The organism is Pseudomonas sp. BNK-44-b (assembly GCF_047456245.1).
Taxonomy (GTDB): Bacteria; Pseudomonadota; Gammaproteobacteria; order Pseudomonadales; family Pseudomonadaceae; genus Aquipseudomonas; species Aquipseudomonas machongensis.
This window is the reverse complement of the sequence record NZ_CP179908.1, coordinates 974,487-999,526: the sequence shown is the minus strand read 5'-3', so window position 1 is coordinate 999,526 and position 25,040 is coordinate 974,487. Positions and strand designations below refer to the sequence as shown.

Below are 25,040 nucleotides of genomic sequence, written 5' to 3'. Positions count from 1 at the left end.
CCACAAAACACTGTAACCAGGCACAAAAAAGCCACGAGCCCGCCTGCGGCGATCCTCGTGGCTTTTCAGGCAACGGCCTGTCGGACGACAGGCCATCTCCTCAGGCAGCTTACAGCGCCATGTCGTTGGCAGCCTTGCTCTCGGCAGGTGCGGTCGACTCGACACCGGTGCTGGTCCCGACGCTCTGGTCGATGACCGGCGGCTTCTCCAGTTGCAGCACTTCAGCGGTGTAGTTCCACTCTTTCTGCACGGCAGCAGCGGAATCGTTCAGCTTGGTACCGTAGCTCGGCACGATTTCGCGGATACGGGCCTGCCACTCAGGCGTGGCGACCTTCTCCTTGAAGACGGTTTCCAGCACGTTGAGCATGATCGGCGCAGCGGTCGAGGCGCCTGGCGAAGCACCCAGCAGACCGGCGATGGTGCGGTCTTCGGACGCCACCACTTCGGTGCCCAGCTTCAGCACACCGCCCTTCTCTTCGTCACGCTTGATGATCTGCACGCGCTGACCGGCCTGCCACAGGCGCCAGTCTTCTTTCTTGGCGTTCGGGAAGTAGGTGCGCAGGGCTTCGAAGCGGTCGTCATCCGACAGCATCACCTGGCCAGCGAGGTACTCGACCAGCGGGTACTGCTCGATGCCCACCTTGGTCATCGGCCAGACGTTGTGCAGGGTGGTGCTGCTCAGCAGGTCCAGGTACGAGCCGTTCTTCAGGAACTTGGTCGAGAAGGTGGCGAATGGCCCGAACAGGATCACGCGCTTGCCGTCCAGCACGCGGGTGTCCAGGTGCGGAACCGACATGGGTGGCGCGCCGGTCGAGGCGATGCCGTAGGCCTTGGCCATGTGCTGCATGGCAACGGTCGGGTTCTCGGTCACCAGGAACGAGCCGCCAACCGGGAAGCCTGCGTATTCCTTGGCTTCAGGAATGCCCGACTTCTGCAGCAGCTTCAGGGCGCCGCCGCCGGCACCGATGAACAGGAACTTGGCGTCGGTGGCAGAGGTGCTGCCATCCTTCAGGTTCTTGTACTCGACGTGCCAGGAGCCGTCCTTGTTGCGGGTGATGTCCTGCACTTCGCTGGACAGCTTCAGCTTGAAGTTGTCGCGGGTCTGCAGGTGGCCGACGAACTGGCGGGTGATCTCGCCGAAGTTGACGTCGGTGCCGATCGGCGTCCAGGTCACGGCCAGCTTCTGGTTCGGGTCACGCCCTTCCATCATCAGCGGGACCCACTTGGCGATCTGGGCGTGGTCTTCGGAGAACTGCATCGGGCGGAACAGCGGGCTCGCCTGCAGTGCTTCGTAACGCTTCTTCAGGAAGGCGATGTTGTCGTCGCCCCAGACGAAGCTCATGTGCGGGGTGGTGTTGATGAACGATTTCGGGTTCTTCAGCACGCCCTGGCGAACCTGCCAGGACCAGAACTGGCGCGACACCTGGAAGGCTTCGTTGATCTCGATCGCCTTGGAGATGTTGACCTTGCCGTCCTTGTCCATCGGGGTGTAGTTCAGCTCAGCCAGCGCGGAGTGGCCGGTACCGGCGTTGTTCCAGCCGTTGGAGCTTTCCTCGGCGACGCCATCCAGGCGCTCGACCATTTCCATCGACCAGCTCGGCTCCAGTTCGCTGAGCCATACGCCCAGGGTCGAACTCATGATGCCGCCGCCAATCAGGAGCACATCGACTTTCTTGGCTTCGTCGGCGTGCGCTTGCATGAAGCTCGCCGCGACAGCCAGACCCAGCAAGGTCTTGCCAGCTTTTTTGAACATTGATCACTTCCAGTCAGTAGAACGGAGGGGGGCCTGTGGCTGGCCCAGGTGTTTCTTGTTCTTCAGCGCAGGCTTTTTGTGATCATTGTTCAGCAGCCAGAGAACCCTTACACGCTTCAGCCATTGGTCTGATTGACCTGGGTCGGCTGAAACGATTGCGGATTGTAACCGAAACGCCAGCACAAACAAATTGGCGGCGGGAACGTCAAGGTGGCGGGTTGTCCCAGGGGCTCGCCCGGCACGTGGGCCGGGCGATTGGGAGGTTCAAAGCTCGGGATCGATATCCCCGGCGTACATATCCGACTCTTTATACAGGTCATGCACATGGCGCAGCAGCACCATGATCACCGCCGCCACCGGCAGCGCCAGCAGCACGCCGGTGAAGCCGAACAGCTCGCCGCCGGCCAGGATGGCGAAGATCACCGCCACCGGGTGAAGGCCAATGCGGTCGCCCACCAGCAGCGGGGTCAGCACCATGCCCTCGAGGGCCTGGCCGACCATGAACACCGCGACGATGCCCAGCATCGGGTACAGGTCGCCGCCGAACTGGAACAACCCGGCGATCAGCGCTGCACCGATGCCGACGATGAAGCCCATGTACGGCACGATAGCCGCCAACCCCGCCAGCAGGCCGATCAGCAGCCCCAGCTCGAGGCCGATCAGCGACAGCCCGACCGCGTAGATCACGCCCAGCGCCAGCATGACCAGCAGTTGGCCGCGCACGAATGCCCCCAGCACCTCATGGCACTCACCCGCCAGCCCCACCACCTGGTCTTCACGCTGGCGCGGCAGCAGGCTGCGCAGCTTGGCCATCATCAGGTCCCAGTCACGCAGCAGGTAGAAGCCCACCACCGGGATCAGCACCAGGTTGGCCAGCCAGGCGATCAGCGCCAGGCTCGAGGCGGTGGCCTGGGACAGGACGATGCCGACGATGTCGGTGGTCTGGCCCATGTGCGCGCCGATGGCAGCCTTGATCTTGTCGAACTTCCAGAAGCCATCGGCCAGGCCCAGGCGGCTCTGCACCCACGGCAGCGCCACATGCTGCAGCCAGTCGAGCATCTGCGGCGCCAGCTCGTACAGGCGCAGCAACTGCTTGGCCAGCATCGGCACCAATACCAGCAGCAAGGCGAGGAACACCAGAGTGAACAGGCTGAACACCACCACCACACCCCAGGTGCGCGACAGGCCCAGGCGCTCCAGGCGATCGACCAGCGGGTCGGCCAGGTACGCCAGCAGGATGCCCACCAGGAACGGCGAGAGGATGTTGTGCAGCAGGTACAGCAGGACGGCGATCAGCAGGGCTATGCCCAACCATACCCAACGGCGTACATCAGTCATGCTCGCGGCTCCTTACCAGCGAAAACGCAGGCCATCAAACGGCTTTGGCGCAGCCGCCTGCGGGGCGACCGCCTGGCCAGGCGCTGCCTCTGCTACGGGAGCGAGAGCGGCGGCTGGCGCCGGTTCGACGGGCACCTCCTGCAGATGCGCCAGCCCCAGTTGCGCGCGCAGTTGTTCACGATTGCCGGTGACCGTATAGGTCAGGGTATCGCCGTCGGCCATCTGCAGCCGCGGGCCATAGGGCTCGAGCACACGCAGCAGTTCGGCGTAGCGCTGCAGGTTCATGCCCTGCACCTGGACCTGCAGGTCGCTGCTCGCGCCCGGGCGGGTGACGTAACGGGGTGCCAGGCGTGTGCTGATCGCCAGCATCACCGCATCGGCCAGCGCGGCCTGGTCGGCCCCCTCTGCCGTGCCCTGCTCGCGCTGCTCGCCCAGCCACAGTTGCCATTTGCCTTGCCACTTGCCGTCGGCTTCGTGGGCGTGCACAGCCAGCAGGGCATCGGCGCCATAGCGCTCGGACGCCTCACGCAGCGGCGCCGGGTCGTTGCCTTCGAGCTGCTTGGCATTGGCCACCAGTTGTTCCTGCAGGTCGGCCAGCGGCAGGCGCAGCGGCAGGCCACGGTGCTGGGCTGCGCGACGCAGCGGCTCGGCGCTGCTCTGGCCATCTCCGACCAGGCTGCTGCCCTCGACACTGTCGTACAGCCACCAGCCAAGAATCGACGGCCGGTTGCTGCCCCACAGGGCCAGGCCGCCCTGGCGCAGGGCGCGCTCGGTGCTGCCGGGGTCGAATTCCACCACCACCGATTCAGGTGGGCCGGCGTCGCTGCCAACCTGATTGACGATCTGTTGCGGATCCTTGCGCAGGGCGACCACCGCCGGGTTCTGCGTCGCCTTGGCATCGCCGGTCAGGCGCAGCACCAGGGTGTCGAGTGCCATGGCGGTGGCCTGGGTCCGCGCCTCGCTGCCCTGCCCATCGACAGGCTCGCGGACCTGGTAAAGCCCCGATACGGTCTCGGCCTGTGCCGTTGCACCGATCAGCCCTATGCAAACCACTGCCAGGTAATTGAGAAAACGCATGAAGGATTCCTGTCCAGATGACTTTCAGGGCAGAAGCTACAAGCTGCACGCTGTCAGCGGCAAGCAAAAGCGCGCGCCGGTGCTGTCTGTCTTCTCTTATAGCCTACCGCTCGCCACTTGCCGTTCAATGGAGGATGGCCGCTGCCGGGCAACCCTGATAAAATCGCGCGCCTTCGCAGACCAGTCACGTACAGGCAGCCGCCGCCTCCCGAGCCGGCCTTGGCCGCGCTGGTCGTTTTCCTGAATCCCTCCCCCTTAAAGGCCTGGATCAATGAGCAAGCAACCCTCCCTGAGCTACAAAGACGCCGGTGTAGACATCGACGCCGGCGAAGCACTGGTCGAACGCATCAAGGGCGTCGCCAAGCGCACCGCACGCCCTGAAGTCATGGGTGGCCTGGGCGGCTTCGGCGCCCTCTGCGAGATCCCGGCCGGCTACAAGCAGCCGGTGCTGGTCTCCGGCACCGACGGCGTCGGCACCAAGCTGCGCCTGGCGCTGAACCTGAACAAGCACGACAGCATCGGCCAGGACCTGGTCGCCATGTGCGTCAACGACCTGGTGGTCTGCGGCGCCGAGCCACTGTTCTTCCTCGACTACTACGCCACCGGCAAGCTGAACGTCGACGTGGCCGCTACCGTGGTCACCGGCATCGGCGCCGGTTGCGAACTGGCCGGTTGCTCGCTGGTCGGTGGTGAAACCGCCGAGATGCCAGGCATGTACGAGGGCGAAGACTACGACCTGGCCGGTTTCTGCGTCGGCGTGGTGGAGAAGTCGGAAATCATCGACGGCTCGAAAGTGGTCACCGGCGACGCCCTGATCGCCCTGCCTTCCTCCGGCCCGCACTCCAACGGCTACTCGCTGATCCGCAAGATCCTCGAAGTGTCCGGCACCGACATCGAGAACACCCAGCTCGACGGCCAGCCGCTGACCGACCTGCTGATGGCGCCGACCCGCATCTACGTCAAGCCGCTGCTGGAGCTGATCAAGAAGACCGGCGCGGTCAAGGCCATGGCCCACATCACCGGTGGCGGCCTGCTGGACAACATCCCGCGCGTCCTGCCAAAAGGCGCCCAGGCCGTGGTCGACGTGGCCAGCTGGCAGCGTCCGGCGGTGTTCGACTTCCTGCAACAGAAAGGCAACGTCGACGAGCACGAGATGCACCGCGTACTGAACTGCGGCGTAGGCATGGTCATCTGCGTGGCCCAGGACCAGGTCGACAACGCCCTGAACGTCCTGCGCCAGGCCGGTGAGCAGCCTTGGGTGATCGGCCGCATCGACGTGGCCGCCGAAGGCGCTGCCCAGGTCGAGCTGCAGAACCTCAAGGCACACTGATGCCGAGCAAGACCTGCAATGTCGTCGTACTGCTGTCGGGCTCCGGCAGCAACCTGCAAGCCCTGATCGACAGCATCCACGCCGAACACGGTAGCGCGCGGATCCGCGCGGTGATTTCCAACCGCCCCGACGCCTTTGGCCTGCAACGGGCCAAAGCTGCCGGGATCGACACCGCCGTGCTCGAGCACGGTGGTTTCGACGGGCGCGAAGCATTCGACGCGGCGCTGACGCAACTGATCGATGGCTTCGCCCCCGACCTGGTGGTGCTGGCCGGCTTCATGCGCATCCTCAGTGGCGCCTTCGTGCGCCACTACCAGGGGCGCCTGCTCAACATCCACCCGTCGCTGTTGCCCAAGTACAAAGGGTTGCACACTCACCAGCGGGCTCTGGATGCCGGTGACGCCGAGCACGGCTGCAGTGTTCATTTCGTCACCGAGGAACTCGACGGCGGGCCCTTGGTCGTACAGGCTGTGGTAGCGGTCGCGCCAGGCGACGATGCGCAGAGCCTGGCACAACGGGTCCACCAACAGGAACACCAGATCTACCCGCTGGCGGTGCGCTGGTTCGCCGAAGGACGCTTGCGCCTGGGCGAACAAGGTGCATTACTGGATGGCCAGCCGCTGGCGGCCAGCGGTCACTTGATTCGACCCTAGGAGAATATATGCGTCGCGCCCTGCTATTGGCTCTCGCCGTGCTCGCCCTGCCCCTCCAGGCAGCTGATCTGAAGCCTTTCTCGGCCAGCTACACCGCCGACTGGAAACAGCTGCCCATGAGCGGCACCGCCGAACGCAGCCTGGTCAAGAACGCCAACGGTACCTGGGACCTCAACTTCAAAGCCTCCATGATGATCGCCAGCCTGACCGAACAGAGCACGGTGCGCATGGACAACGACACCCTGCTGCCGCAGAAGTATCACTTCGAGCGTGGTGGCCTGGGCAAGGCGAAGAAGGTCGACCTGGACTTCGACTGGAACAGCAAGAAAGTCACCGGTAGCGACCGTGGCGATGCGATCAACCTGCCGCTCAACCGTGGGGTGCTGGACAAGTCGTCCTATCAACTGGCCCTGCAACATGACGTGGCAGCGGGCAAGAAGAGCATGACGTACCAGGTGGTCGACGGTGACGAGATCGACACCTACGACTTCCGCGTGCTGGGCACCGAGAAGGTTGCCACCAAGACCGGCCAGGTCGATGCGGTGAAGGTCGAGCGCGTGCGCGACCCAAGCCAGAGCAAGCGCATCACCGAGCTGTGGTTCGCCAAGGACTGGGACTACCTGCTGGTGCAACTGCGCCAGGTCGAGACCGATGGCAAGGAATACGTGATCGTGCTGCAGGATGGTACGGTCGATGGCAGGACGGTGAAGGGGAACTGATCCGCTCCCTGCGCTGTAACCTGCTGTAGCCCGAGCCCCGCCTGGTGCGGGGCTTTGTTTTGGCTTGCAGGAGCGCCGCGATGGGAACAAGCGCAGCGCGTTTCATGAACATAGTTTCATCGTCGTTTTATTTACTTAGCCTGCTAACAAACTCTATAAAGAAGGTGTGCGACACAGTGTCGCAGACCAACAGAAGTGGAGTTTACCGATGACTGTCCAAGTAACCGAACGCGACGAATCGAGAATGTCCCACGAAGGCCTGGCCGCTGGCGTGCGGATCTGGGACGTACACCAGCAGGGCCAACTGGTCGGCATGTTCCACAACGAGCATGAAGCCCACCAGTACCGCCAGGAGCTCGAGACCCTCGAGAGCCAACGCGGCACACAATAAGATCTCCCCCACGAAAAACCCCGCCTGAGCGGGGTTTTCGTCATTTACCACATCAGATCGTCAGGGATCTTGTAGGCCGCATATGGATCGTCTTCATCGGCCTCCTCGACATGGGTGTTGAGCAGCAGGATGCGCTTGGGATCGCGTTCCTGGATCTTCACCGCCGCCTCGCGCGGGATCACTTCGTAGCCGCCGCCATGGGCGACGATCGCCAGCGAACCGTTGCTCAGCTTGCTGCGCATCAGGGCGTTGACGGCAATGCGCTTGACCTTCTTGTCGTCGACGAAGTTGTAGTAGTCCTCGGTGGTCAGCTTGGGCAGGCGGGTCGCCTCGATCAATTGCTTGACCTGTGCGGCACGGGCCTTCTGCTCGGCCTTCTCCTGCACCTGGCGGTTCAGTTCCTGGTCCTTTTTGGCCTTGTCGGCCATGGCTTCCTTGGCCAGGCGCTGCTGGCTGTCGTCCACCTCGACCTGGCCCTTGTGTTCCAGGCGTTTCTGTTTCTTCTCGGCCTTGTTGGCCTGGGAGACCTGCTTCTGGTTGACCAGACCGGCCTTGAGCAATTGATCGCGAAGGGAAAGGCTCATCGGTGTTCACTCACTTATGCATCGGCTCAGCCGCAGCTGGGCAGGTTCTTTTCCTGACGTTTGGCTTCGCCCCAGAGGGCATCCAACTCGTCAAGGTTACAATCTTCGATCGGTCGGCCAGTGTCGCGCAATGCCTGCTCGATGAAGCGGAAACGTCGTTCGAATTTACGGTTGGCGCGGCGCAGGGCGTTTTCCGGATCCTGCTTGAGATGACGGGCCAGGTTCACAGCGGCGAACAGCAGGTCGCCGACTTCGTCTTCCAGTGCCTGGTCATCGCCATCGGCCATGGCCTGCAATACCTCGTCGAGCTCCTCGCGGACCTTGTCCAGCACCGGCAACGCCTCGGGCCAGTCGAAACCGACGGTGGCCGCGCGCTTCTGCAGTTTGGTCGCACGCGACAGCGCCGGCAAGGCGCCGGGAACATCGTCGAGCAGCGAGAGCTGTTCGGGGGTGCTCTTCTCGGCGCGCTCCTCGGCCTTGATCTCTTCCCAGCGCGACTTGACCTGCGCCTCGCTCAAGCGCGGGATGTCGGGTGCGGCGTAGAGGTCACCGGTGGGGAACACGTGCGGATGGCGGCGGATCAGCTTGCGGGTGATCGAATCAACCACGCCGGCAAACTCGAAACGCCCCTCCTCCCGCGCCAGCTGGCTGTAGTAGACCACCTGGAACAGCAGGTCGCCGAGTTCGCCCTGCAACTGCGCGAAATCGCCCTGTTCGATGGCGTCGGCCACCTCGTAGGCTTCCTCGATGGTGTGCTTGACGATGCTGGTGTAGTCCTGCTCGAGATCCCAGGGGCAGCCGTATTGCGGATCGCGCAGGCGGGCCATGAGGTGGAGCAGGTCGTTGAGGGTGTAGGTCATGCTCTGGCAGGTCCTTAGGTGGCGCCCTCATCGCGGGACGAGCCCGCTCCTACAGGCATCACGCTGCACCTGCAGGAGCGGGCTTGCCCGCCATGGGGGCTACGCAGTCTCAAGGCGTACGATTACGCCGCGTCTCGATGATGTTCGGCAACTGCGAGATCCGTCCGAGCAAGCGCCCCAGCGCATCCAGGCCTGGAATCTCGATGGTCAGCGACATCAGCGCGGTGTTGTCTTCCTTGTTCGAGCGGGTATTGACCGCCAGCACGTTGATCTTCTCGTTGAGCAGCACCTGCGAAACGTCGCGCAGCAAGCCTGGGCGGTCGTAGGCGCGGATGACGATGTCGACCGGGTAGGTCTGCACCGGAATCGGCCCCCAGCTCACCTGGATCATGCGCTCCGGCTCCTTGCCCGCCAACTGCAGCACCGAGGCGCAGTCCTGGCGGTGAATGCTCACGCCGCGCCCCTGGGTGATGTAGCCGACGATGGCGTCGCCCGGCAGCGGCTGGCAGCAACCGGCCATCTGCGTGAGCAGGTTGCCTACGCCCTGGATCTGGATGTCGTTGCGCTTGCCCGATCGAGTCCCGCGCGCCGGGCGCGGCACCAGCTCGACCGGCTCGATGCGCTCCGGCTCCAGCAACTGCTGGGCGGCGTTGACCATGTGCGCCAGACGCAGATCACCGGCCCCCAGCGCAGCGAACATGTCCTCGGCGGTCTTGACGTTGGCCTTTTCCGCCAGGCGCTCGAAGTCCACCTGCGGCAGGCCCAGGCGGCTGAGTTCGCGCTCGATGAGGGTCTTGCCGGCAGCGACGTTCTGGTCGCGCGCCTGCAGCTTGAACCAATGGACGATCTTGGCCCGCGCACGCGAGGTGGTGACGTAGCCGAGGTTGGAGTTCAGCCAGTCGCGGCTCGGGTTGCCCTGCTTGCTGGTGATGATCTCCACCTGCTCGCCGGTCTGCAGGCTGTAGTTCAGCGGTACGATGCGACCGTTGATCTTGGCGCCACGGCAGTTGTGGCCGATCTCGGTGTGCACGCGGTAGGCGAAGTCCAGCGGCGTGGCGCCCTTGGGCAGGTCGATGGCGTGGCCATCAGGGGTGAACACGTAGACCCGGTCCGGCTCGATGTCGACCCGCAGTTGTTCGGCCAGGCCGCCGATGTCGCCCAGTTCCTCGTGCCACTCCAGCACCTGGCGCAGCCAGGAAATCTTCTCTTCGTAGTGGTTGGAGCTGGACTTGACGTCGGTGCCCTTGTACTTCCAGTGCGCGCAGACACCAAGCTCGGCCTCCTCGTGCATGCCGTGGGTACGGATCTGCACCTCGAGCACCTTGCCCTCGGGGCCGATCACCGCGGTGTGCAGCGAGCGGTAGCCGTTTTCCTTGGGGTTGGCGACGTAGTCGTCGAACTCCTTGGGAATGTGGCGCCACAAGGTGTGGACGATACCCAGCGCGGTATAGCAGTCGCGGATTTCCGGCACCAGCACGCGCACCGCACGCACGTCGTAGATCTGGCTGAACTCCAGGCCCTTGCGCTGCATCTTGCGCCAGATCGAATAGATGTGTTTCGCCCGGCCGCTGATGTCGGCCTTGACCCCGGTGGCCAGCAGCTCGTTCTGCAACTGGTTCATCACATCGCTGATGAAGCGCTCGCGGTCCAGCCGCCGCTCGTGCAAAAGCTTGGCGATCTGCTTGTACTGGTCGGGCTCCAGGTAGCGGAAGGACAGGTCTTCCAGCTCCCACTTGATATGGCCGATGCCCAGGCGGTGAGCGAGCGGTGCGTAGATGTCGAACACCTCGCGCGCCACGCGCAGGCGTTTTTCGTCATCGGCGGCCTTCACCGCGCGGATGGCGCAGGTCCGCTCGGCCAGCTTGATCAGGGCGACGCGTACGTCGTCGACCATGGCCACGAGCATCTTGCGCAAGTTCTCGACCTGCGCCTGCGAGCCCAGCACCAGCGACTGGCGCGGGCTGAGGCTGGCGCTGATGGCGGCCATGCGCAGCACGCCGTCGATCAGCTTGGAGACCACCGGGCCGAAACGCTGGCCGACCTCGGCCAGGGTGACCTTGCCTTCGCGGACCGAGCGATAGATCACGGCAGCGACCAGCGAGTCCTGGTCGAGCTTGAGGTCTGCGAGAATTTCAGCGATCTCGAGCCCCGCCTGGAAGCTCGACGTCCCGTCGGCCCAGGAATGCTTGGCCGGGTTGCCCTTCTTCTCGACTTCCTGGGCGAAATCGCAGGCCTCCTTGAGCGCCGTGCGATCCAGCGCCGAATCGACGCTCACCACATGATCCAGCCATGCTTCGAGATTGATACTGCCGTCGGTGTTGACCGGCTGGTGCACTCTCACCTGTACCATGTTTCGTTTACCTTTCCATACAGCGCACCTCGCGGGTGCACTGGCAATCAACCGTGCCGCTTCCCGTCCGTGGAAGCCGCACCAAGGGGCCAGCCGTTACTGGCCCACTTCGAATAACGCCATGGCCTCGACATGCGCCGTCTGAGGAAACATGTCGAGAATCCCGGCCCTTTTTAACCGGTACCCCTGGCCGACCAGCACCTGCGCGTCTCGCGCCAGCGTGGCGGGGTTGCACGATACATAGACCAGCCGCCTGGCCTTCAGGCGTGCGATGCTTTGCACCACCTCGTAGGCACCGTCGCGCGGTGGGTCCAAGAGTACCGCAGAAAAGCCCTCGGCGGCCCATTCGGCACCTGCCAAAGACTGCGATAAATCGGCCTGAAAAAACCGTGCGTTATGCACATTGTTGCTCGCGGCGTTGGCGGCGGCCCGATCGACCATCGCCTGCACACCTTCCACCGCCACCACTTCACGGGCCTGGCGAGCCAGCGGCAGGGCAAAATTGCCCAGGCCACAGAACAGGTCCAGTACCCGTTCGTCCGGTTGCGGCGCAAGCCACGCCAGCGCCTGTTGGATCATCAAGGTGTTGACCTGGGCATTGACCTGCACGAAGTCGCCCGGTCGCCACGCCAGCTCCAGCCCCCAAGGGGCAAGGTCAAACCCAAGTCTCGCGGCGCCATCATGTGGCGCCGGCTCACCCTCGCCCTGCAGCCACAGTTGCGCACCCGCCTGCTCGCAGAACGCCTGCAGGCGCGCCAGGTCGTCGTCGGCCAGCGGCGCTACATGGCGTACCAGCACGGCCTCGGCGCTGCCGCTGAACAATTCCACATGCCCCAGCGCCTGAGGCCTGCTCAAGCTGCGCAGCACGGTCGGCAAATGTCGCAGGATGGTTTGCAAGGGTTGTACCAGCACCGGGCAATCGTCGATGGCGATGATGTCCTGGCTGGCTTCGGCGCGAAAACCGACCTGCAGCTCGCGCGCCTTCACATCCCAACGCACGGCGATGCGCGCGCGACGGCGGTAGCCGAATTCCGGCCCGGCCAGCGGTGCGGCCCACTCATCAGGCTGCACACCGGCTACGCGCTGCAACTGCTCGGCGAGCAGGCGCTGCTTGAGCGCCAGCTGGCCCTCGTGGGGCAGGTGCTGAAGGTTGCAACCGCCGCAGCGGGCGTAATGCCGGCACGGCGCCTCGCGCCGCTCGGGGCTGGCCTGCAGCACGCGCTCAAGGCGTGCTTCGACGATCTTGCCGCGGGCATTGAGCACCCGCGCCTCGACCGCCTCGCCCGCCAGGGCACCACTGACGAACCAGGTGCGCCCCTCGACAAAGGCGATGCCGCGTCCGTCACCGGCCAGGCGTTCGATGTCCAGGCGTTGTTTCTTGCCGACCGGCACCTGTGGGGTGCGGTCGCCGCCGGCTGGCTGGAAGCGCAGGCCGCTGCTGTTACTTTTCTTTCTGGACATCAGGTCGCGTCGAACAGGCCGGTGGAGAGATAACGGTCGCCGCGGTCGCAGATGATCGCGACCATCACGGCATTTTCCACTTCACGGGACAGACGCAGCATCGCCGCGACCGCACCGCCGGAGGACACACCGCAGAAAATGCCCTCTTCGCGTGCAAGGCGACGGGTGGTGTCTTCGGCTTCCTGCTGGGACATGTCCACCACGCGATCGACGCGGGTGGCGTCGAAGATCTTCGGCAGGTATTCCTCCGGCCAGCGGCGGATACCGGGAATGGCCGAGCCTTCCATCGGTTGCAGGCCGACGATCTGCACCGCCGGGTTCTGTTCCTTGAGGTACTGCGAGCAGCCCATGATGGTGCCGGTGGTGCCCATGGAACTGACGAAGTGGGTGATGCTGCCCTGGGTCTGCTGCCAGATCTCGGGACCTGTGCTGGTGTAGTGGGCAATCGGGTTGTCGCCGTTGGCGAACTGGTCGAGCACCAGGCCGCGACCTTCGGCCTGCAGCTTTTCGGCCAGATCGCGCGCCCCTTCCATGCCCTCTTCCTTGGTTACCAGGATCAGCTCGGCGCCATAGGCGGTCATCGCCGCCTTGCGCTCGGCCGTGGAGTTGTCGGGCATGATCAGGATCATCTTGTAACCCTTGATCGCCGCCGCCATGGCCAGGGCAATGCCGGTGTTGCCGGAGGTCGCCTCGATCAGGGTGTCGCCTGGCTTGATCTGGTTGCGCAGTTCGGCACGGGTGATCATCGACAACGCCGGACGGTCCTTGACCGAGCCGGCCGGGTTGTTGCCTTCGAGCTTGAGCAGGAGGGTGTTGCTGGTCTGCCCGGCGATACGCTGCAGGCGGACCAGAGGGGTGTTGCCGACGCAATCGGCGATGGTTGGGTACTGCAAGGTCATGGGCGTGTTTCGCAATCAGGACGGCAGGGGCGCCTATCATACCGGCAAAGGACGCGCCGCCATATCACGCAATTGCTGGGAGATATAGCAGGTAGTTATATGGGTGACGAACTCTGCGCGGGCAAACTCGCGCTCGCAAGAACAGTAAAAGCCTTTTCAGCAGCAGGCTTACCTGCCAAGCCCTCGGTGTCGACACAAGGCAGACGCATGCACAGCCGCAATCCCCGTTGCCCATTCTCGGCCCACAGCCTGCCGCCCTGACGCTGGATCGCACTGCGGGCGATACTCAGCCCCAGCCCAAAGCCTCCATCCCCGGGGCGCGAGCCGTCGAGCCGGGAAAACGGCGCGAAGATCCTTTCCAGATCGTCGTCATCCACCCCGCCGCCTTCATCTTCCAGGAACAACTGCCAGTGATTGCCCTCGCGCTGGCCACTCAGGCGCACCACCCCGTCATGCGGTGAGTGGCGGATGGCATTGCGCAGCATGTTCTCCAGCGCCTGGGCCAGGTGGTTGAGATTACCCTCCACCCAACAGCTGGCCGGCAACGTGCACTGCAACCGCTGCGCTGCCCAACCGCTTTCGTAGCAGGCATTCTCCACCAGCAGGTCCCACAGGGCCTGAAGCTGGATGGGCTCAAGGTTCATCGGCGCACGCTCGGCATCCTGCCAGGCCAGTTGCAGGGTGTCCTCGACCAGTTGCTGCATGCAATCGAGTTCCCGTTCGAGGCGTTCGCGCAGGCGTGCGACGTCGGTTTCGCCCTCGCAGGCCACACGCAGGCGGCTCAGTGGCGTGCGCATCTCGTGGGACAAGTCGCGCAACAGTTGCTGCTGCAGGGTTACCGTGCCCTGCAGGCGCTCGGCCATCTGGTCGAAGGCACGCGCCAGCTCGCCCAACTCGTCGTCACGACCGATCGTGCGCGAATCGAGCCGCGCCGAAAGCTGGTCGGCACGCCAGGCATTGGCCTGCTCGCGCAACTGGTTCAGCGGCACGATCAGCATCCGGTAGAGGCCCACGCACAACAGCAGGGTGAACAGACCCGGCATCACACCGTTGGTGATGATCCGCCAGAACAACCGGTACTGGCCGGGGGTCAGGCGCTGGGGCAACTCGATCACCAGCATGCCCTGCTCGGGAGCCTGGGGGAACGGCAAGCGCAACCAGGGCTGGTCGACGCTGCGCCTGCTCATCGGCCAGTCGACGCCGCGCAGGCGGGTCAGGCGCTGGATTTCCTCCGTGGACAAGCGAGCCCCGGCGAGCGGACGCAAGTTGCCATCGAGCACCGCGATCCAGCCCGACTCACGCTGGCGCATGTTCAGCAACCAGCGCTCGAGGCCTTCGCGGCCACCCTGGTTCCAGGCCTGCTCGGCCTCGGCGGCATAACCGCGCAACAGCTGCCGGGCAGGCTCGGACAAGAAGGCGTTCTGGGTTTCCATATGCCGGCCCCAGGTGTAGCTCAGGCCGATCATCAGCAGGCAGAAGCCCACCAGCAGCACCGCCAGCTTCCAGAACAGCGATCGACGATCGAGCATGCTCAGTCTGCCTCGCCGGCACAGAACACGTAGCCCTTGCCCCATACCGTGCGCACCTGGCGCTCGTGATAACCGATACCCTTGAGCTTGCGACGGATCTGGCTGACATGCATGTCCAGGCTGCGGTCATGGCGTGAATAGCCACGTTGCAGGACCTGCTGGTAAAGGAAGGGCTTGCTCAACACCTCCTCCTGGCTGCGATTGAGGGTGTCGAGCAGGCGGTATTCACTGGGCGTGAGCCCCGCAGCCTGCCCGTCGAGCGTCACGTCGCAGGCCTGGTCGTCGAAATGCAGTTGCCCCGGCAAGACGTCACGCGGCGCTTGATGCCGGCGCTCCAGGGCGACCCGGCGCAGGATCGCCTCGATGCGCACGCGCAGCTCGGCCATGCTGAAGGGCTTGGGCAGGTAGTCGTCGGCACCGCGCTGGAAACCGCTGATACGGTCCGCCTCGGCCCCCAGCGCCGACATCAGGATGACCGGCGTGGCGCTGCGCCGGCGCAGTTGCGCCAGGGCGTCCAGACCGTTGAGCCCTGGCAGCAGGATGTCCAGCAACACCACATCGAAGGCCTCGCGGCCAGCAGTTTCCAAGCCTTCCAGGCCATTACGGCACCAGGTCACGCGGAAACCGCCGCGCTGCAGCTCCTCGTGCAGGTAGGCGCCGAGCACCGGATCGTCCTCGATGGCGAGGATGCTTGAGTCGTGAATGGATACGGTATGCATTGGCATCTGCCATGAATTCTCAGTTGCGCGATTATTGGCGAGGGACGCCGTTCTGGCAACCGAGTGTCGACCAATGCCCTTGCCAGCGCCGCGCGCCATAAAAAACCCGCACAAACAAAGTGCATTACCGGTGCGTGCGGAGTAACGTTCTGCGGGATCCCGTCCACTCGCGACGGCCCGCACGCACATGACAGGAGACAGGTGTGCTCGATCGTTTGGGAATCAGAAGCCGCGTCCTGCTGCTGGCCCTACTGCCCGCCGGGCTGATGGCGCTGGTGCTGGGCATTTATTTCACCTGGTTGCAGCAGAACGAACTGCGCACCCAACTGTTGCAACGCGGCAAGATGATCGCCGAGCAACTGGCACCGCTCGCAGCCCCCGCCCTGGCCCAGGAAGCGCCAGCGCAGCTCGAGCGCATCGCCGCCGAGGCTTTGGAGCAGACCGATGTACGTGCCGTGGCTTTCCTGGCCCCGGACCGTTCGCGCCTGGCACATGCCGGCCCCAGCATGCTCAACCAGCCGCCCAGTGGCGGCACCGGTACGCAACTGCTGCAACGCACCGGCAACGACGCCACGCGCTACCTGATGCCGGTTTTCGGCCATCACCGTGACCTGGCCACCGAAGCCGTGCCCAATGAATCCGAGCGCTTGCTTGGCTGGGTCGAAATCGAACTGTCCCACGACGGCACGCTCCTGCGCGGCTATCGCAACCTGTTCACCAGCCTGCTGCTGATCTTTGCCTGCCTGAGCCTCACGGTGCTGCTGGCATTGCGCATGAGCCGGGCGATCAACGGCCCGATCGGGCGCATCAAGCACGCGGTCACCCAGCTCAAGGAGGGCAATCTCGAAGAACGCCTGCCGCCCATGGGCAGCGTCGAGCTGGACGAGCTGGCGGCCGGCATCAACCGCATGGCCGAAACCCTGCACAACGCCCACGAAGAGCTGCAGCACAGCATCGACCAGGCCACCGAGGACGTGCGCCAGAACCTGGAGACCATCGAGATCCAGAACATCGAGCTGGACATGGCGCGCAAGGAGGCCCTGGAGGCCAGCCGGATCAAATCCGAATTCCTCGCCAACATGAGCCACGAGATCCGCACCCCGCTCAATGGCATCCTCGGCTTCACCCACCTGCTGCAAAAGAGCGAGCTCACGCCTCGCCAGCTCGACTATCTGGGCACCATCGAAAAATCCGCCGACAACCTGCTGGGGATCATCAACGAAATTCTCGACTTCTCCAAGATCGAAGCCGGCAAGCTGGTGCTCGACAGCATCCCCTTCAACCTGCGCGACCTGATCCAGGACACCCTGACCATCCTCGCCCCCGCGGCCCACGCCAAGCAGCTGGAGCTGGTCAGCCTGGTGTACCGCGACACGCCTTTGTCGCTGGTTGGCGATCCGCTGCGGCTCAAGCAGATCCTCACCAACCTGGTGAGCAACGCCATCAAGTTCACCCGCGAAGGCACGATCGTCGTGCGCGCCATGGTCGAAGACGAGCACGAAGACACCGCGCAACTGCGCATCAGCGTGCAGGACACCGGCATCGGCCTGTCACCGGCGGACGTGCGCACCCTGTTCCAGGCCTTCAGCCAGGCCGACAACTCGCTGTCGCGCCAACCTGGCGGCACCGGCCTTGGGCTGGTGATCTCCAAGCGCCTGATCGAACAGATGGGCGGCGAGATCGGCGTCGACAGCACGCCGGGCGAAGGCTCGCAGTTCTGGATCAACCTGAGCCTGCCCAAGGCCCACGACGACGCCGAGGAAATGCCCCTGCAAGCGTTGCTGGGCCGTCGCGCAGCGATCGTCGACGGCCACGAACTGGCCCGTCAGGCCCTGGAACACCAGCTTGAAGACTGTGGCCTGAGCGTCAGCCTGTTCTCGTCGTTCGAGCAGTTGCTGCAAGGCGTACAGGCCGCCAGCCAGGCCGGCCACCCCTTCGAATTCGCCGTGCTTGGCGCCAACCTGGGCAACCTCTCGCCCGACCAGCTCGGCCAGTACCACCAACAACTCGAACGCCTGGGCTGCCAGTGCGTGGTGCTGTGCCCGACCACCGAGCAGGCGCTGTATCACCCGTTCCTGCCCAATGCCCATGGCCAATTGCTGTCCAAGCCCACCTGCACCCGCAAGTTGCGCCGCCTGCTGCTGGAACTGGTGCAACCGACCCGCCCCAGCAGCGAACCGCGGCACACTGCCGGCTCGCGGGTGCCAAGGATCCTCTGTGTCGACGACAACCCGGCCAACCTGCTGCTGGTGCAGACCCTGCTCGAAGGCATGGGCGCCGCAGTCGTGGCAGTAGACAGCGGCTTCGCGGCAGTCCAGGCCGTGCAGGACGAACCCTTCGACCTGGTGCTGATGGATGTGCAGATGCCCGGCATGGACGGCTGCGCCTGCACCGAGCAGATCCGTCGCTGGGAAGCCAGCCAGAGTGGCCCGCCCCTGCCTATCGTCGCCCTGACAGCCCACGCCATGGCCAACGAAAAGCGCGCCCTGCTGCACAGTGGCATGGATGACTACCTGACCAAGCCGATCAGCGAGCGCCAGCTGGCCCAAGTGGTGATGAAATGGACCGGCCTGAGCCTCGGTACGCCCTCACTGGACCGCGCCACTGAACGCTTGCCCGATAGCAACGAGCTCAAGGTGCTCGACCACGAAGAGGGTTTGCGCCTGGCGGCCGGCAAAGCGGACCTGGCCGCCGACATGCTGGCGATGCTGCTGGCCTCGTTGGAAGGTGATCGCCAGGCCATCCGCAGCGCGCGCGAACACGGCGATCGTTCGGCGATGATCGAGCGCGTTCACCGCCTCAACGGCGCTTCGCGCTATTGCGGCGTCCCACAGTTGCGGGCCGCCTGTCAGCGCAGCGAGACGCTGCTCAAGCAGGACAGCCCGCAGGCATCGCAGGCGCTGGATGACCTGGAGCGCGCCATCCACCGGCTGGCGGAGCAGGCGCACCTGCGTGCCTGATCGTCGACGACACACCGAAGGAATTCCCACCATGCGCGTCCTGTTGTTCAGCAGCCAGCACTACGACCAGGAAAGCTTCACCCAGGCCGCCGCCAGCCGCGCCCTGGAGCTGCATTTCCAATCCGCTCGCCTCACCCCGGACACCGCCCCACTGGCCCAGGGCTTCGAGGTGGTCTGCGCCTTCATCAACGATGATCTGGGCGCCGAAGTCCTGCAACGCCTGGCCAGCGGTGGTACACGGCTGATCGCCCTGCGTTCGGCGGGCTACAACCATGTCGACCTGGCGGCTGCTGCACACCTTGGGCTGACGGTGGTGCGCGTCCCAGCTTATTCGCCGCACGCCGTGGCCGAGCACGCGGTAGCACTGATCCTGGCCCTCAACCGCCGCCTGCACCGCGCCTACAACCGCACCCGCGAAGGCGATTTCACCTTGCATGGCCTGACCGGCTTCGACCTGCACGGCAAGACCGTCGGCGTGGTCGGCACCGGGCAGATCGGTGCTGCGTTCGCCCGCATCATGGCCGGCTTCGGCTGCCAGTTGCTGGCCTACGACCCCTACCCCAACCCCGAGCTGCTGGCACTCGGTGCCCGCTATCTGGAACTGCCCGAACTGCTTGGCCAGGCACGGATCATCAGCCTGCATTGCCCGCTGACCGAGCACACCCGTCATCTGATCAACGCCGAGAGCCTCGCGCGCCTGCAGCCCGGTGCCATGCTGATCAACACCGGGCGGGGTGCGCTGGTCGATACCCCGGCGCTGATCGACGCGCTCAAGAGCGGCCAGCTCGGCTACCTGGGCCTGGATGTCTATGAAGAAGAGGCGCAACTGTTCTTCGAGGACCGCTCCGACCTGCCGCTACAGGACGACGTGCTGGCCCGGCTGCTGACCTTCCCCAACGTGATCGTCACCGCGCACCAGGCGTTTCTGACCCGCGAAGCGCTGGAAGCGATTGCCGCGACCACCCTGGACAACATCGCCCGCTGGGCAGCAGGCGATGCGCAAAACACGGTCACAGGGTAGGATACGCGGCATTTCTGGAGGACCCATGGTCGAGCACGATTTCCGCTACACCCTTTTCAACCCGCAACACACCCTGATCGAATGCCGCGCGCTGGTGCCAGGCCGCTACCAGGTAACCGGCAACGGCGGATCGATGCACAAAGGCGACGTCCTGCTGGTGACGCTCAAAGGCAGCAAGGACCTGTCCATGCGCCTGACCGTCGAGAGCGTCCGTCACCTGATCAACCCGCGCGGCCAGTGGGTTGCCGTGGCCAGCGGCCCGGTGTTCAACGAACTGGAAATCCTCACCTGGCAGGTCAAATGCGACAGCTGCGAGGCCGTGCTCGACTTCGAATTCGCCGTCGATGCCAAGCTCGGCAAGAAGGCCCGCCAGCCCGCCGCCAATGCACGCATCGCGGAGCTGGGCTGGAGCAGCCAGGGCGAGCGTCACCAGTGCCGCAACTGCCAGGGAAGCGCCCAGTGAAACACCTGTTGATCTGCGCCGCGCTGCTCGGCGGCCTGTTCGGCTGCGCGGCGCAGCCTTCCAAACTGCAGCAGGAGCGCAGCTATGTGCTGGAGTGGATCGGCGAACGCCCGCTGATCGACTACAGCCACCTGACCCTCACCCTGGCCGATGATGGCCGCGCCTATGGCAATGCGGGCTGCAACCATTGGTTCGCCAGCTATACCCTGGACGGCGATAAATTGAGCTTCGGCAAGGTCGGCAAGACCCGCAAGCTGTGTGCACCGGCATTGATGGAGCAGGAGCAGCGCTTCCTCCAGGCCCTGGAAACGGTGCAGCGCTGGGATGTGTCGGCGATCGAGCAGATCCGCTTCTGGCCGGCCGAAGGCAAGCCGCTGCGCTTCTGGCCTGAGGAAGGCTGAAGTGCATCGGGGCCGCTGCGCGGCCCATTCGCGGCGCGAGGCCGCTCCCACAAGTAACACCGCAGTATTCAGAAGTTGCGGAGCTCTTGTAGGAGCGGCCTCGTGCCGCGAATGGGCTGCGAAGCAGCCCCGACAACAGGTCAGGCGCCGCCCTTGAGCGCCTTGATCTTCGCCTGCAGCCCTTCGAGCGTCTGCTCACCGAGCAACTGCTCACGCACCTTGCCCTTGTCGTCGATGATGTAGGTCACCGGCAGTGCTTCGCTGCGAGGCAGCTCGTAACGTTCGGCCGGGTCCTGGGCCAGCACGGTGAAGTCGATGCCCAGGGCCTGCACGGCCTGCTTGAGGTCGTCGCCCTGCAGCCCGTCGAAGTTCACCCCTACCACCTTGATCCCCTGGGCAGACCATTGCTTGGCCGCCGTGTTCAGTTCGGGGATCTCGGTGCGGCAAGGTCCGCACCACTCGGCCCAGTAGTTGAGCACCAGCCAGTGCCCGTCGATCTGCTCGGCCTTCACCGTATTGCCGTGCTGGTCCACGCCGTAGTCCGCACCGCAGCCGCCGAGCAAAAGGCTCGCGGTGATGGCCAGTGCAGCTGCCAAACGCCTTGCCATGGGTCAATCCTTCTCGAAGTTTTAAGGCATGAAATGTCGATCACTGCGGTTAGAATAGCCGCCACACCCAGCTGGATGCGACCCGTCATGACCGATTTGACCCTCTATCATAACCCGCGCTGCTCCAAATCCCGCGGTGCCCTTGAACTGCTGGAAGAACGCGGCCTGGCCCCGACCGTGGTGCGCTATCTCGAAACCCCGCCCGACGCCGCCACGCTCAAGGCGCTGCTTGGCAAGCTCGGCATCGGCGCGCGCCAGTTGTTGCGCAGCGGCGAAGACGAATACAAGGCCCTGGACCTGGCCAACCCCGCGCTCACCGATGCGCAACTGATCGACGCCATGGTCCAGCATCCGAAATTGATCGAACGCCCGGTCCTGGTCGCCGGCGACAAGGCCGTGATCGGTCGGCCCCCCGAGAAAGTCCTGGAGATCCTGCCGTGAACGATCCATTCATCCTGGTCCTCTACTACAGCCGCCACGGCTCCACCAGCGAGATGGCCCGGCACATCGCCCGCGGTGTCGAGATGGCGGGCCTGGAAGCGCGCCTGCGCACGGTGCCGGCAATTTCCACCGAGTGCGAAGCCGTGGCGCCGGACATCCCCGCCAGCGGCGCGCTCTACGCCACGCTGGACGACCTGCGCCACTGCGCGGGGCTTGCCTTGGGCAGCCCGACCCGCTTCGGCAACATGGCCGCGCCGCTCAAGTACTTCCTCGACGGCACCAGCAGCCTGTGGCTGGGCGGTGAACTGGTCGGCAAGCCTGCGGCGGTGTTCACCTCCACTGCCAGCCTGCACGGCGGCCAGGAAACCACCCTGCTGTCGATGCTGCTGCCGCTGATGCACCACGGCATGCTGGTCACTGGCCTGCCCTACAGCGAATCGGCCCTGCTCGAAACCCGTGGCGGCGGCACGCCCTACGGCGCAAGCCATCATGCCGGTGCCGATGGCAAGCGCGAGCTGGACCCACACGAGATCGCCCTGTGCAGGGCGCTCGGCCAACGCCTGGCCAACACGGCCAAGGCCCTGGGTGGCGAGCGTGGCTAGAAAGCCCAAGGTCCTGCCTGCACTCGACTGGCTGGCCCCGCGCCTGCGCCTGACCCGGGCGCTGAGCCTGGCCTGCTTCTTCGGCCTGATCGCCTTGCTGGTGGTGAACAACCTGTGGTTCGCCGACCTGCATGGGGCGCGGGTCGAAGTGATCCTGGCCATCGAGCTGATTCCGCTACTGCTGTTACTGCCAGGCATGCTCAGCGGCAGCGCCCGGGCGCATGCCTGGACCTGCTTTGTGGTGAACATCTATTTCATCAAGGGCGTGCTGGCAGCGTTCGACCCGGCCCGGGCGCTGTTTGGCTGGATCGAGGTGCTGGTGAGCCTGGGGTTGTTCGTCAGCGGGTTGCTGTACGTGCGCTGGAAGTTTCAGTTCCAGCGGCGGATGGCCGGGGAAGGTAGCTGAGCTTGGCGTTGAAGCCATCGCGGGGCAAGCCCGCGATGGCTTCAACGAGGACTCAATGATTGACGGTATGCGCCAGCATCACCGACAACTGGCACAGCGGCCGGCCACTCTCTTCATGCCACTGGTTGAACGCCTGCTGCACCAGCGCCAGGTCGCGCTGGCTGGTAGGCTGCTTGTCGATCACCTTCTGTGCGATCAAGGCTGCTGCCATGTCCTCGGTGGGGATGAAGGTATCCTTGCCGACCATGCGCAGGAAGCGCGGCGCCGACAACCCACCCAACTGGTTGCCATGCTTGGCCAGGTACTTCCACAAGCCGACGATATCGGTCTCGGGCCAGTCGGCGATAAATGCACCGAAACTGCCCTTCTCCTTCGTCACGTCGAGGATCATCTGCGCATTGCGCGGCACGCTCTTGAGCTTGCCCAGGTGGCGGATGATGCGCTCGTCCTGCATCAGGCGCTCCAGATGCTCGGCGCCCATCAGTACAACCTTCTCCGGGTCGAAACCGAAGAACACCTGCTCGAACGCCGGCCACTTGGCGTCCACCAGGCTGTGCTTGAGCCCGGCGCGGAACACGCGCAGGGCCAGGGTCGACAGGTAGCGGTCGTCAGTGATGTCGCGCAACTGCGCCGGCGTGCGCGGTTGCGGCAGGAACGCTTCGAGCGCCTTGGCCGAGCCGAAGCGATTGATGCAGTACTCGTGCAGCCACTGATAGTCGCGCATGAGGTCAGATGTTCAGCACGTCGAGGAAGCGCGGAGTGGCGCTCTCGTCGATCTTCAGGCTGGTGAAGTCGAACAGGTCGCGGTCGGCCAGTTGCGAGGGCGCGACGTTCTGCAGGGCGCGGAAGATGCTCTCGGTACGGCCCGGGTGCTTGCGCTCCCACTCCACCAGCATGTCCTTGACCACCTGGCGCTGCAGGTTCTCCTGCGAACCGCACAGGTTGCACGGGATGATCGGGAATTCCTTCATGTCCGAGTAAGCCTGGATATCCTTCTCGCTGCAGTAGGCCAGCGGACGGATCACCACGTTGCGGCCATCGTCGGCGCGCAGCTTGGGCGGCATGCCCTTGAGCGCGCCGTTGAAGAACATGTTGAGGAAGAAGGTCTCGACGATGTCGTCGCGGTGGTGGCCGAGCGCCATCTTGGTCGCACCGATCTCGTCGGCGAAGGTGTACAGCGTGCCACGGCGCAGGCGCGAACACAGCGAGCAGGTGGTCTTGCCTTCGGGGATCAGTTCCTTGACCACCGAGTAAGTGTCCTTCTCGACGATGTGGTACTCGACGCCGAGGGTCTTGAGGTAGGCCGGCAGCACATGCTCGGGGAAGCCTGGCTGCTTCTGGTCCATGTTCACCGCGACGATCTGGAACGAAATCGGCGCCACCTTCTGCAGGTGCAGCAGAACATCGAGCATGGTGTAGCTGTCCTTGCCGCCGGACAGGCAGACCATGACCTTGTCGCCATCCTCGATCATGTTGTAGTCGGTGATGGCTTCGCCGGCGAGACGACGCAGGCGTTTTTGCAGTTTGTTCTGGTTGACCGAGAGGGTGCCCATAGCGCTTGGATCCGCGAGGTGTGACAAAAGCCGGCTATTTTACGCACAAACCGAGCACAGGCGTAGGCCATTCCGATAAAGAATCAACAGCGCCGCCGACAGCGCGATTTGCTCTAAAAAGCCGGGTTTGTGCCGGGTTCTGCTTCCTATACTGCGACATAAGGCCATATTACCGCTTGATCGGTTGCCTGGCCTCGGCCACAGGCGCTCCGCTTGGGGGGCGTTTGGCGACGACGATAGGAGTGACCGGCATGATCCATCACGTTCTGGGGCTGTTTACCCATCCCGACCAGGAATGGCGGGAGATTCGCGGTGAAGAAGAAAGCATCAGCCACATGTACCTGACCCACACCCTGATCCTGGCAGCGATTCCGGCGGTGTCCGCCTTTATCGGCACCACCCAGGTCGGCTGGGTGATCGGTGATCGACCACCGGTGATGCTGACCATGGAAAGCGCGCTGTGGATGAGCGTCATGTCCTACCTGGCGATGCTTGCCGGGGTGGCGGTGATGGGGGCCTTCATCCACTGGATGGCGCGCACCTACGATGCCAACCCCTCTATGGCACAGTGCATCGCCTTTGCAACCTACACCGCCACGCCACTGTTCCTCGGCGGCCTGGCGGCGCTCTACCCTCACCTGTGGCTGGGCATGCTGCTGGGCACAGCGGCCATCTGCTACACGGTCTACCTGCTGTATGTCGGGCTGCCGACCTTCATGAACATCCCCACCGACGAAGGCTTCCTGTTCTCCAGCTCCGTGCTGGCGGTGGGCCTGGTGGTGCTGGTGGCGATCATGGCCGCCACCGTGATCATCTGGGGGCTTGGCGTGGGGCCGGTCTACACCAATTAGAAACACCAACACTGGGGCGTCGGGCCAGAGGCCGCCGTTTTGGCGGCCTCTGGCTTCGTGCTGACCGGCGG

25 protein-coding genes are annotated in these 25,040 nt (G+C 64.5%); 12 read left to right on the top strand and 13 right to left on the bottom strand.

The window, feature by feature from the left end:
- Positions 1–109: 109 nt before the first annotated feature.
- From mqo to ACMGGG_RS04810, 3 genes are all read right to left on the bottom strand, one after another.
- Positions 110–1,753, bottom strand: coding sequence for a malate dehydrogenase (quinone) (mqo, locus tag ACMGGG_RS04820; protein ID WP_063543592.1), 1,644 nt, complete (start codon positions 1,751–1,753; stop codon positions 110–112).
- 264 nt (positions 1,754–2,017) lie between these two features.
- Complete coding sequence (locus tag ACMGGG_RS04815; protein ID WP_054892889.1) at positions 2,018–3,091, bottom strand: AI-2E family transporter; 1,074 nt, start codon at positions 3,089–3,091, stop codon at positions 2,018–2,020.
- Positions 3,092–3,103: 12 nt separating this feature from the next.
- Positions 3,104–4,168, bottom strand: a complete 1,065-nt coding sequence (locus ACMGGG_RS04810; protein WP_414154970.1) for a DUF2066 domain-containing protein — start codon at positions 4,166–4,168, stop codon at positions 3,104–3,106.
- Between the two features lie 271 nt (positions 4,169–4,439).
- Between ACMGGG_RS04810 and purM the strand changes: the two genes are divergently transcribed.
- The 4 genes from purM (at position 4,440) to ACMGGG_RS04790 (ending at position 7,261) form a co-directional block, all read left to right on the top strand.
- Positions 4,440–5,498, top strand: a complete 1,059-nt coding sequence (purM, locus tag ACMGGG_RS04805) for a phosphoribosylformylglycinamidine cyclo-ligase (protein ID WP_054892891.1) — start codon at positions 4,440–4,442, stop codon at positions 5,496–5,498.
- A complete protein-coding gene (gene purN, locus ACMGGG_RS04800) occupies positions 5,498–6,151 on the top strand; it encodes a phosphoribosylglycinamide formyltransferase (protein WP_414154969.1) in 654 nt (217 codons plus the stop codon). Before purM ends, purN begins: the two co-directional genes overlap by 1 nt.
- Before the next feature lie 8 nt (positions 6,152–6,159).
- Positions 6,160–6,870, top strand: coding sequence for a DUF3108 domain-containing protein (locus ACMGGG_RS04795; RefSeq protein ID WP_151924260.1), 711 nt, complete (start codon positions 6,160–6,162; stop codon positions 6,868–6,870).
- A 208-nt stretch (positions 6,871–7,078) separates the two neighbouring features.
- Positions 7,079–7,261 (top strand): hypothetical protein, encoded by a 183-nt coding sequence (locus tag ACMGGG_RS04790; RefSeq protein ID WP_054892894.1) that lies wholly within the window; start codon positions 7,079–7,081, stop codon positions 7,259–7,261.
- A gap of 44 nt (positions 7,262–7,305) precedes the next feature.
- On the opposite strand, the gene ACMGGG_RS04785 is transcribed toward ACMGGG_RS04790, so the two are convergent.
- The 7 genes from ACMGGG_RS04785 to ACMGGG_RS04755 all read right to left on the bottom strand — a co-directional run bounded on the left by ACMGGG_RS04785 (position 7,306) and on the right by ACMGGG_RS04755 (position 15,663).
- On the bottom strand, positions 7,306–7,845 hold the full coding sequence (locus tag ACMGGG_RS04785) for a DUF2058 domain-containing protein (protein WP_186666954.1): 540 nt from the start codon (positions 7,843–7,845) through the stop codon (positions 7,306–7,308).
- 26 nt (positions 7,846–7,871) lie between these two features.
- Positions 7,872–8,705 (bottom strand): nucleoside triphosphate pyrophosphohydrolase, encoded by an 834-nt coding sequence (gene mazG, locus ACMGGG_RS04780; RefSeq protein ID WP_153774386.1) that lies wholly within the window; start codon positions 8,703–8,705, stop codon positions 7,872–7,874.
- A 109-nt stretch (positions 8,706–8,814) separates the two neighbouring features.
- The gene (gene relA / locus ACMGGG_RS04775; RefSeq protein ID WP_054892897.1) at positions 8,815–11,055 is read right to left on the bottom strand and encodes a GTP diphosphokinase; all 2,241 of its coding nucleotides are present in this window, start codon (positions 11,053–11,055) and stop codon (positions 8,815–8,817) included.
- Between the two features lie 96 nt (positions 11,056–11,151).
- A complete protein-coding gene (rlmD, locus tag ACMGGG_RS04770) occupies positions 11,152–12,516 on the bottom strand; it encodes a 23S rRNA (uracil(1939)-C(5))-methyltransferase RlmD (RefSeq protein ID WP_414154968.1) in 1,365 nt (454 codons plus the stop codon).
- Positions 12,516–13,415: a cysteine synthase CysM gene (gene cysM / locus ACMGGG_RS04765; protein ID WP_054892899.1), complete on the bottom strand. Its 900-nt coding sequence runs from the start codon at positions 13,413–13,415 to the stop codon at positions 12,516–12,518. The genes rlmD and cysM overlap by 1 nt, the downstream gene beginning before the upstream one ends.
- Before the next feature lie 95 nt (positions 13,416–13,510).
- Positions 13,511–14,944: a histidine kinase sensor domain-containing protein gene (locus ACMGGG_RS04760; protein ID WP_414154967.1), complete on the bottom strand. Its 1,434-nt coding sequence runs from the start codon at positions 14,942–14,944 to the stop codon at positions 13,511–13,513.
- Positions 14,945–14,946: 2 nt separating this feature from the next.
- Entirely contained in the window at positions 14,947–15,663 is a 717-nt protein-coding gene (locus ACMGGG_RS04755) for a response regulator transcription factor (protein ID WP_054892900.1), read from the bottom strand.
- 203 nt (positions 15,664–15,866) lie between these two features.
- Here ACMGGG_RS04755 and ACMGGG_RS04750 point away from each other — a divergent pair, with 203 nt between their 5' ends.
- The 4 genes from ACMGGG_RS04750 to ACMGGG_RS04735 are packed head-to-tail and all read left to right on the top strand — an operon-like array spanning position 15,867 to position 20,508.
- Positions 15,867–18,623, top strand: coding sequence for a response regulator (locus ACMGGG_RS04750; protein WP_414154966.1), 2,757 nt, complete (start codon positions 15,867–15,869; stop codon positions 18,621–18,623).
- 31 nt (positions 18,624–18,654) lie between these two features.
- Positions 18,655–19,644: a 2-hydroxyacid dehydrogenase gene (locus ACMGGG_RS04745; protein ID WP_054892902.1), complete on the top strand. Its 990-nt coding sequence runs from the start codon at positions 18,655–18,657 to the stop codon at positions 19,642–19,644.
- A 25-nt stretch (positions 19,645–19,669) separates the two neighbouring features.
- A complete protein-coding gene (locus ACMGGG_RS04740; protein WP_414154965.1) occupies positions 19,670–20,107 on the top strand; it encodes a hypothetical protein in 438 nt (145 codons plus the stop codon).
- Positions 20,104–20,508 (top strand): META domain-containing protein, encoded by a 405-nt coding sequence (locus tag ACMGGG_RS04735; RefSeq protein WP_063543575.1) that lies wholly within the window; start codon positions 20,104–20,106, stop codon positions 20,506–20,508. Before ACMGGG_RS04740 ends, ACMGGG_RS04735 begins: the two co-directional genes overlap by 4 nt.
- Positions 20,509–20,648: 140 nt before the next feature.
- On the opposite strand, the gene ACMGGG_RS04730 is transcribed toward ACMGGG_RS04735, so the two are convergent.
- Complete coding sequence (locus ACMGGG_RS04730) at positions 20,649–21,116, bottom strand: TlpA disulfide reductase family protein (protein ID WP_112897668.1); 468 nt, start codon at positions 21,114–21,116, stop codon at positions 20,649–20,651.
- Positions 21,117–21,203: 87 nt separating this feature from the next.
- Here ACMGGG_RS04730 and arsC point away from each other — a divergent pair, with 87 nt between their 5' ends.
- The 3 genes from arsC to ACMGGG_RS04715 are packed head-to-tail and all read left to right on the top strand — an operon-like array spanning position 21,204 to position 22,565.
- Positions 21,204–21,557: an arsenate reductase (glutaredoxin) gene (gene arsC / locus ACMGGG_RS04725; RefSeq protein ID WP_414154964.1), complete on the top strand. Its 354-nt coding sequence runs from the start codon at positions 21,204–21,206 to the stop codon at positions 21,555–21,557.
- On the top strand, positions 21,554–22,159 hold the full coding sequence (gene wrbA, locus ACMGGG_RS04720) for an NAD(P)H:quinone oxidoreductase (RefSeq protein WP_063543569.1): 606 nt from the start codon (positions 21,554–21,556) through the stop codon (positions 22,157–22,159). Before arsC ends, wrbA begins: the two co-directional genes overlap by 4 nt.
- Positions 22,152–22,565, top strand: a complete 414-nt coding sequence (locus tag ACMGGG_RS04715) for a DUF2069 domain-containing protein (protein ID WP_414154963.1) — start codon at positions 22,152–22,154, stop codon at positions 22,563–22,565. Before wrbA ends, ACMGGG_RS04715 begins: the two co-directional genes overlap by 8 nt.
- Positions 22,566–22,617: 52 nt before the next feature.
- On the opposite strand, the gene ACMGGG_RS04710 is transcribed toward ACMGGG_RS04715, so the two are convergent.
- Entirely contained in the window at positions 22,618–23,289 is a 672-nt protein-coding gene (locus ACMGGG_RS04710; RefSeq protein WP_054892908.1) for a DNA-3-methyladenine glycosylase I, read from the bottom strand.
- 4 nt (positions 23,290–23,293) lie between these two features.
- A complete protein-coding gene (ttcA, locus tag ACMGGG_RS04705; RefSeq protein ID WP_054892909.1) occupies positions 23,294–24,118 on the bottom strand; it encodes a tRNA 2-thiocytidine(32) synthetase TtcA in 825 nt (274 codons plus the stop codon).
- A 251-nt stretch (positions 24,119–24,369) separates the two neighbouring features.
- Here ttcA and ACMGGG_RS04700 point away from each other — a divergent pair, with 251 nt between their 5' ends.
- Positions 24,370–24,969: a Yip1 family protein gene (locus ACMGGG_RS04700; RefSeq protein ID WP_054892910.1), complete on the top strand. Its 600-nt coding sequence runs from the start codon at positions 24,370–24,372 to the stop codon at positions 24,967–24,969.
- Positions 24,970–25,040: the final 71 nt, after the last annotated feature.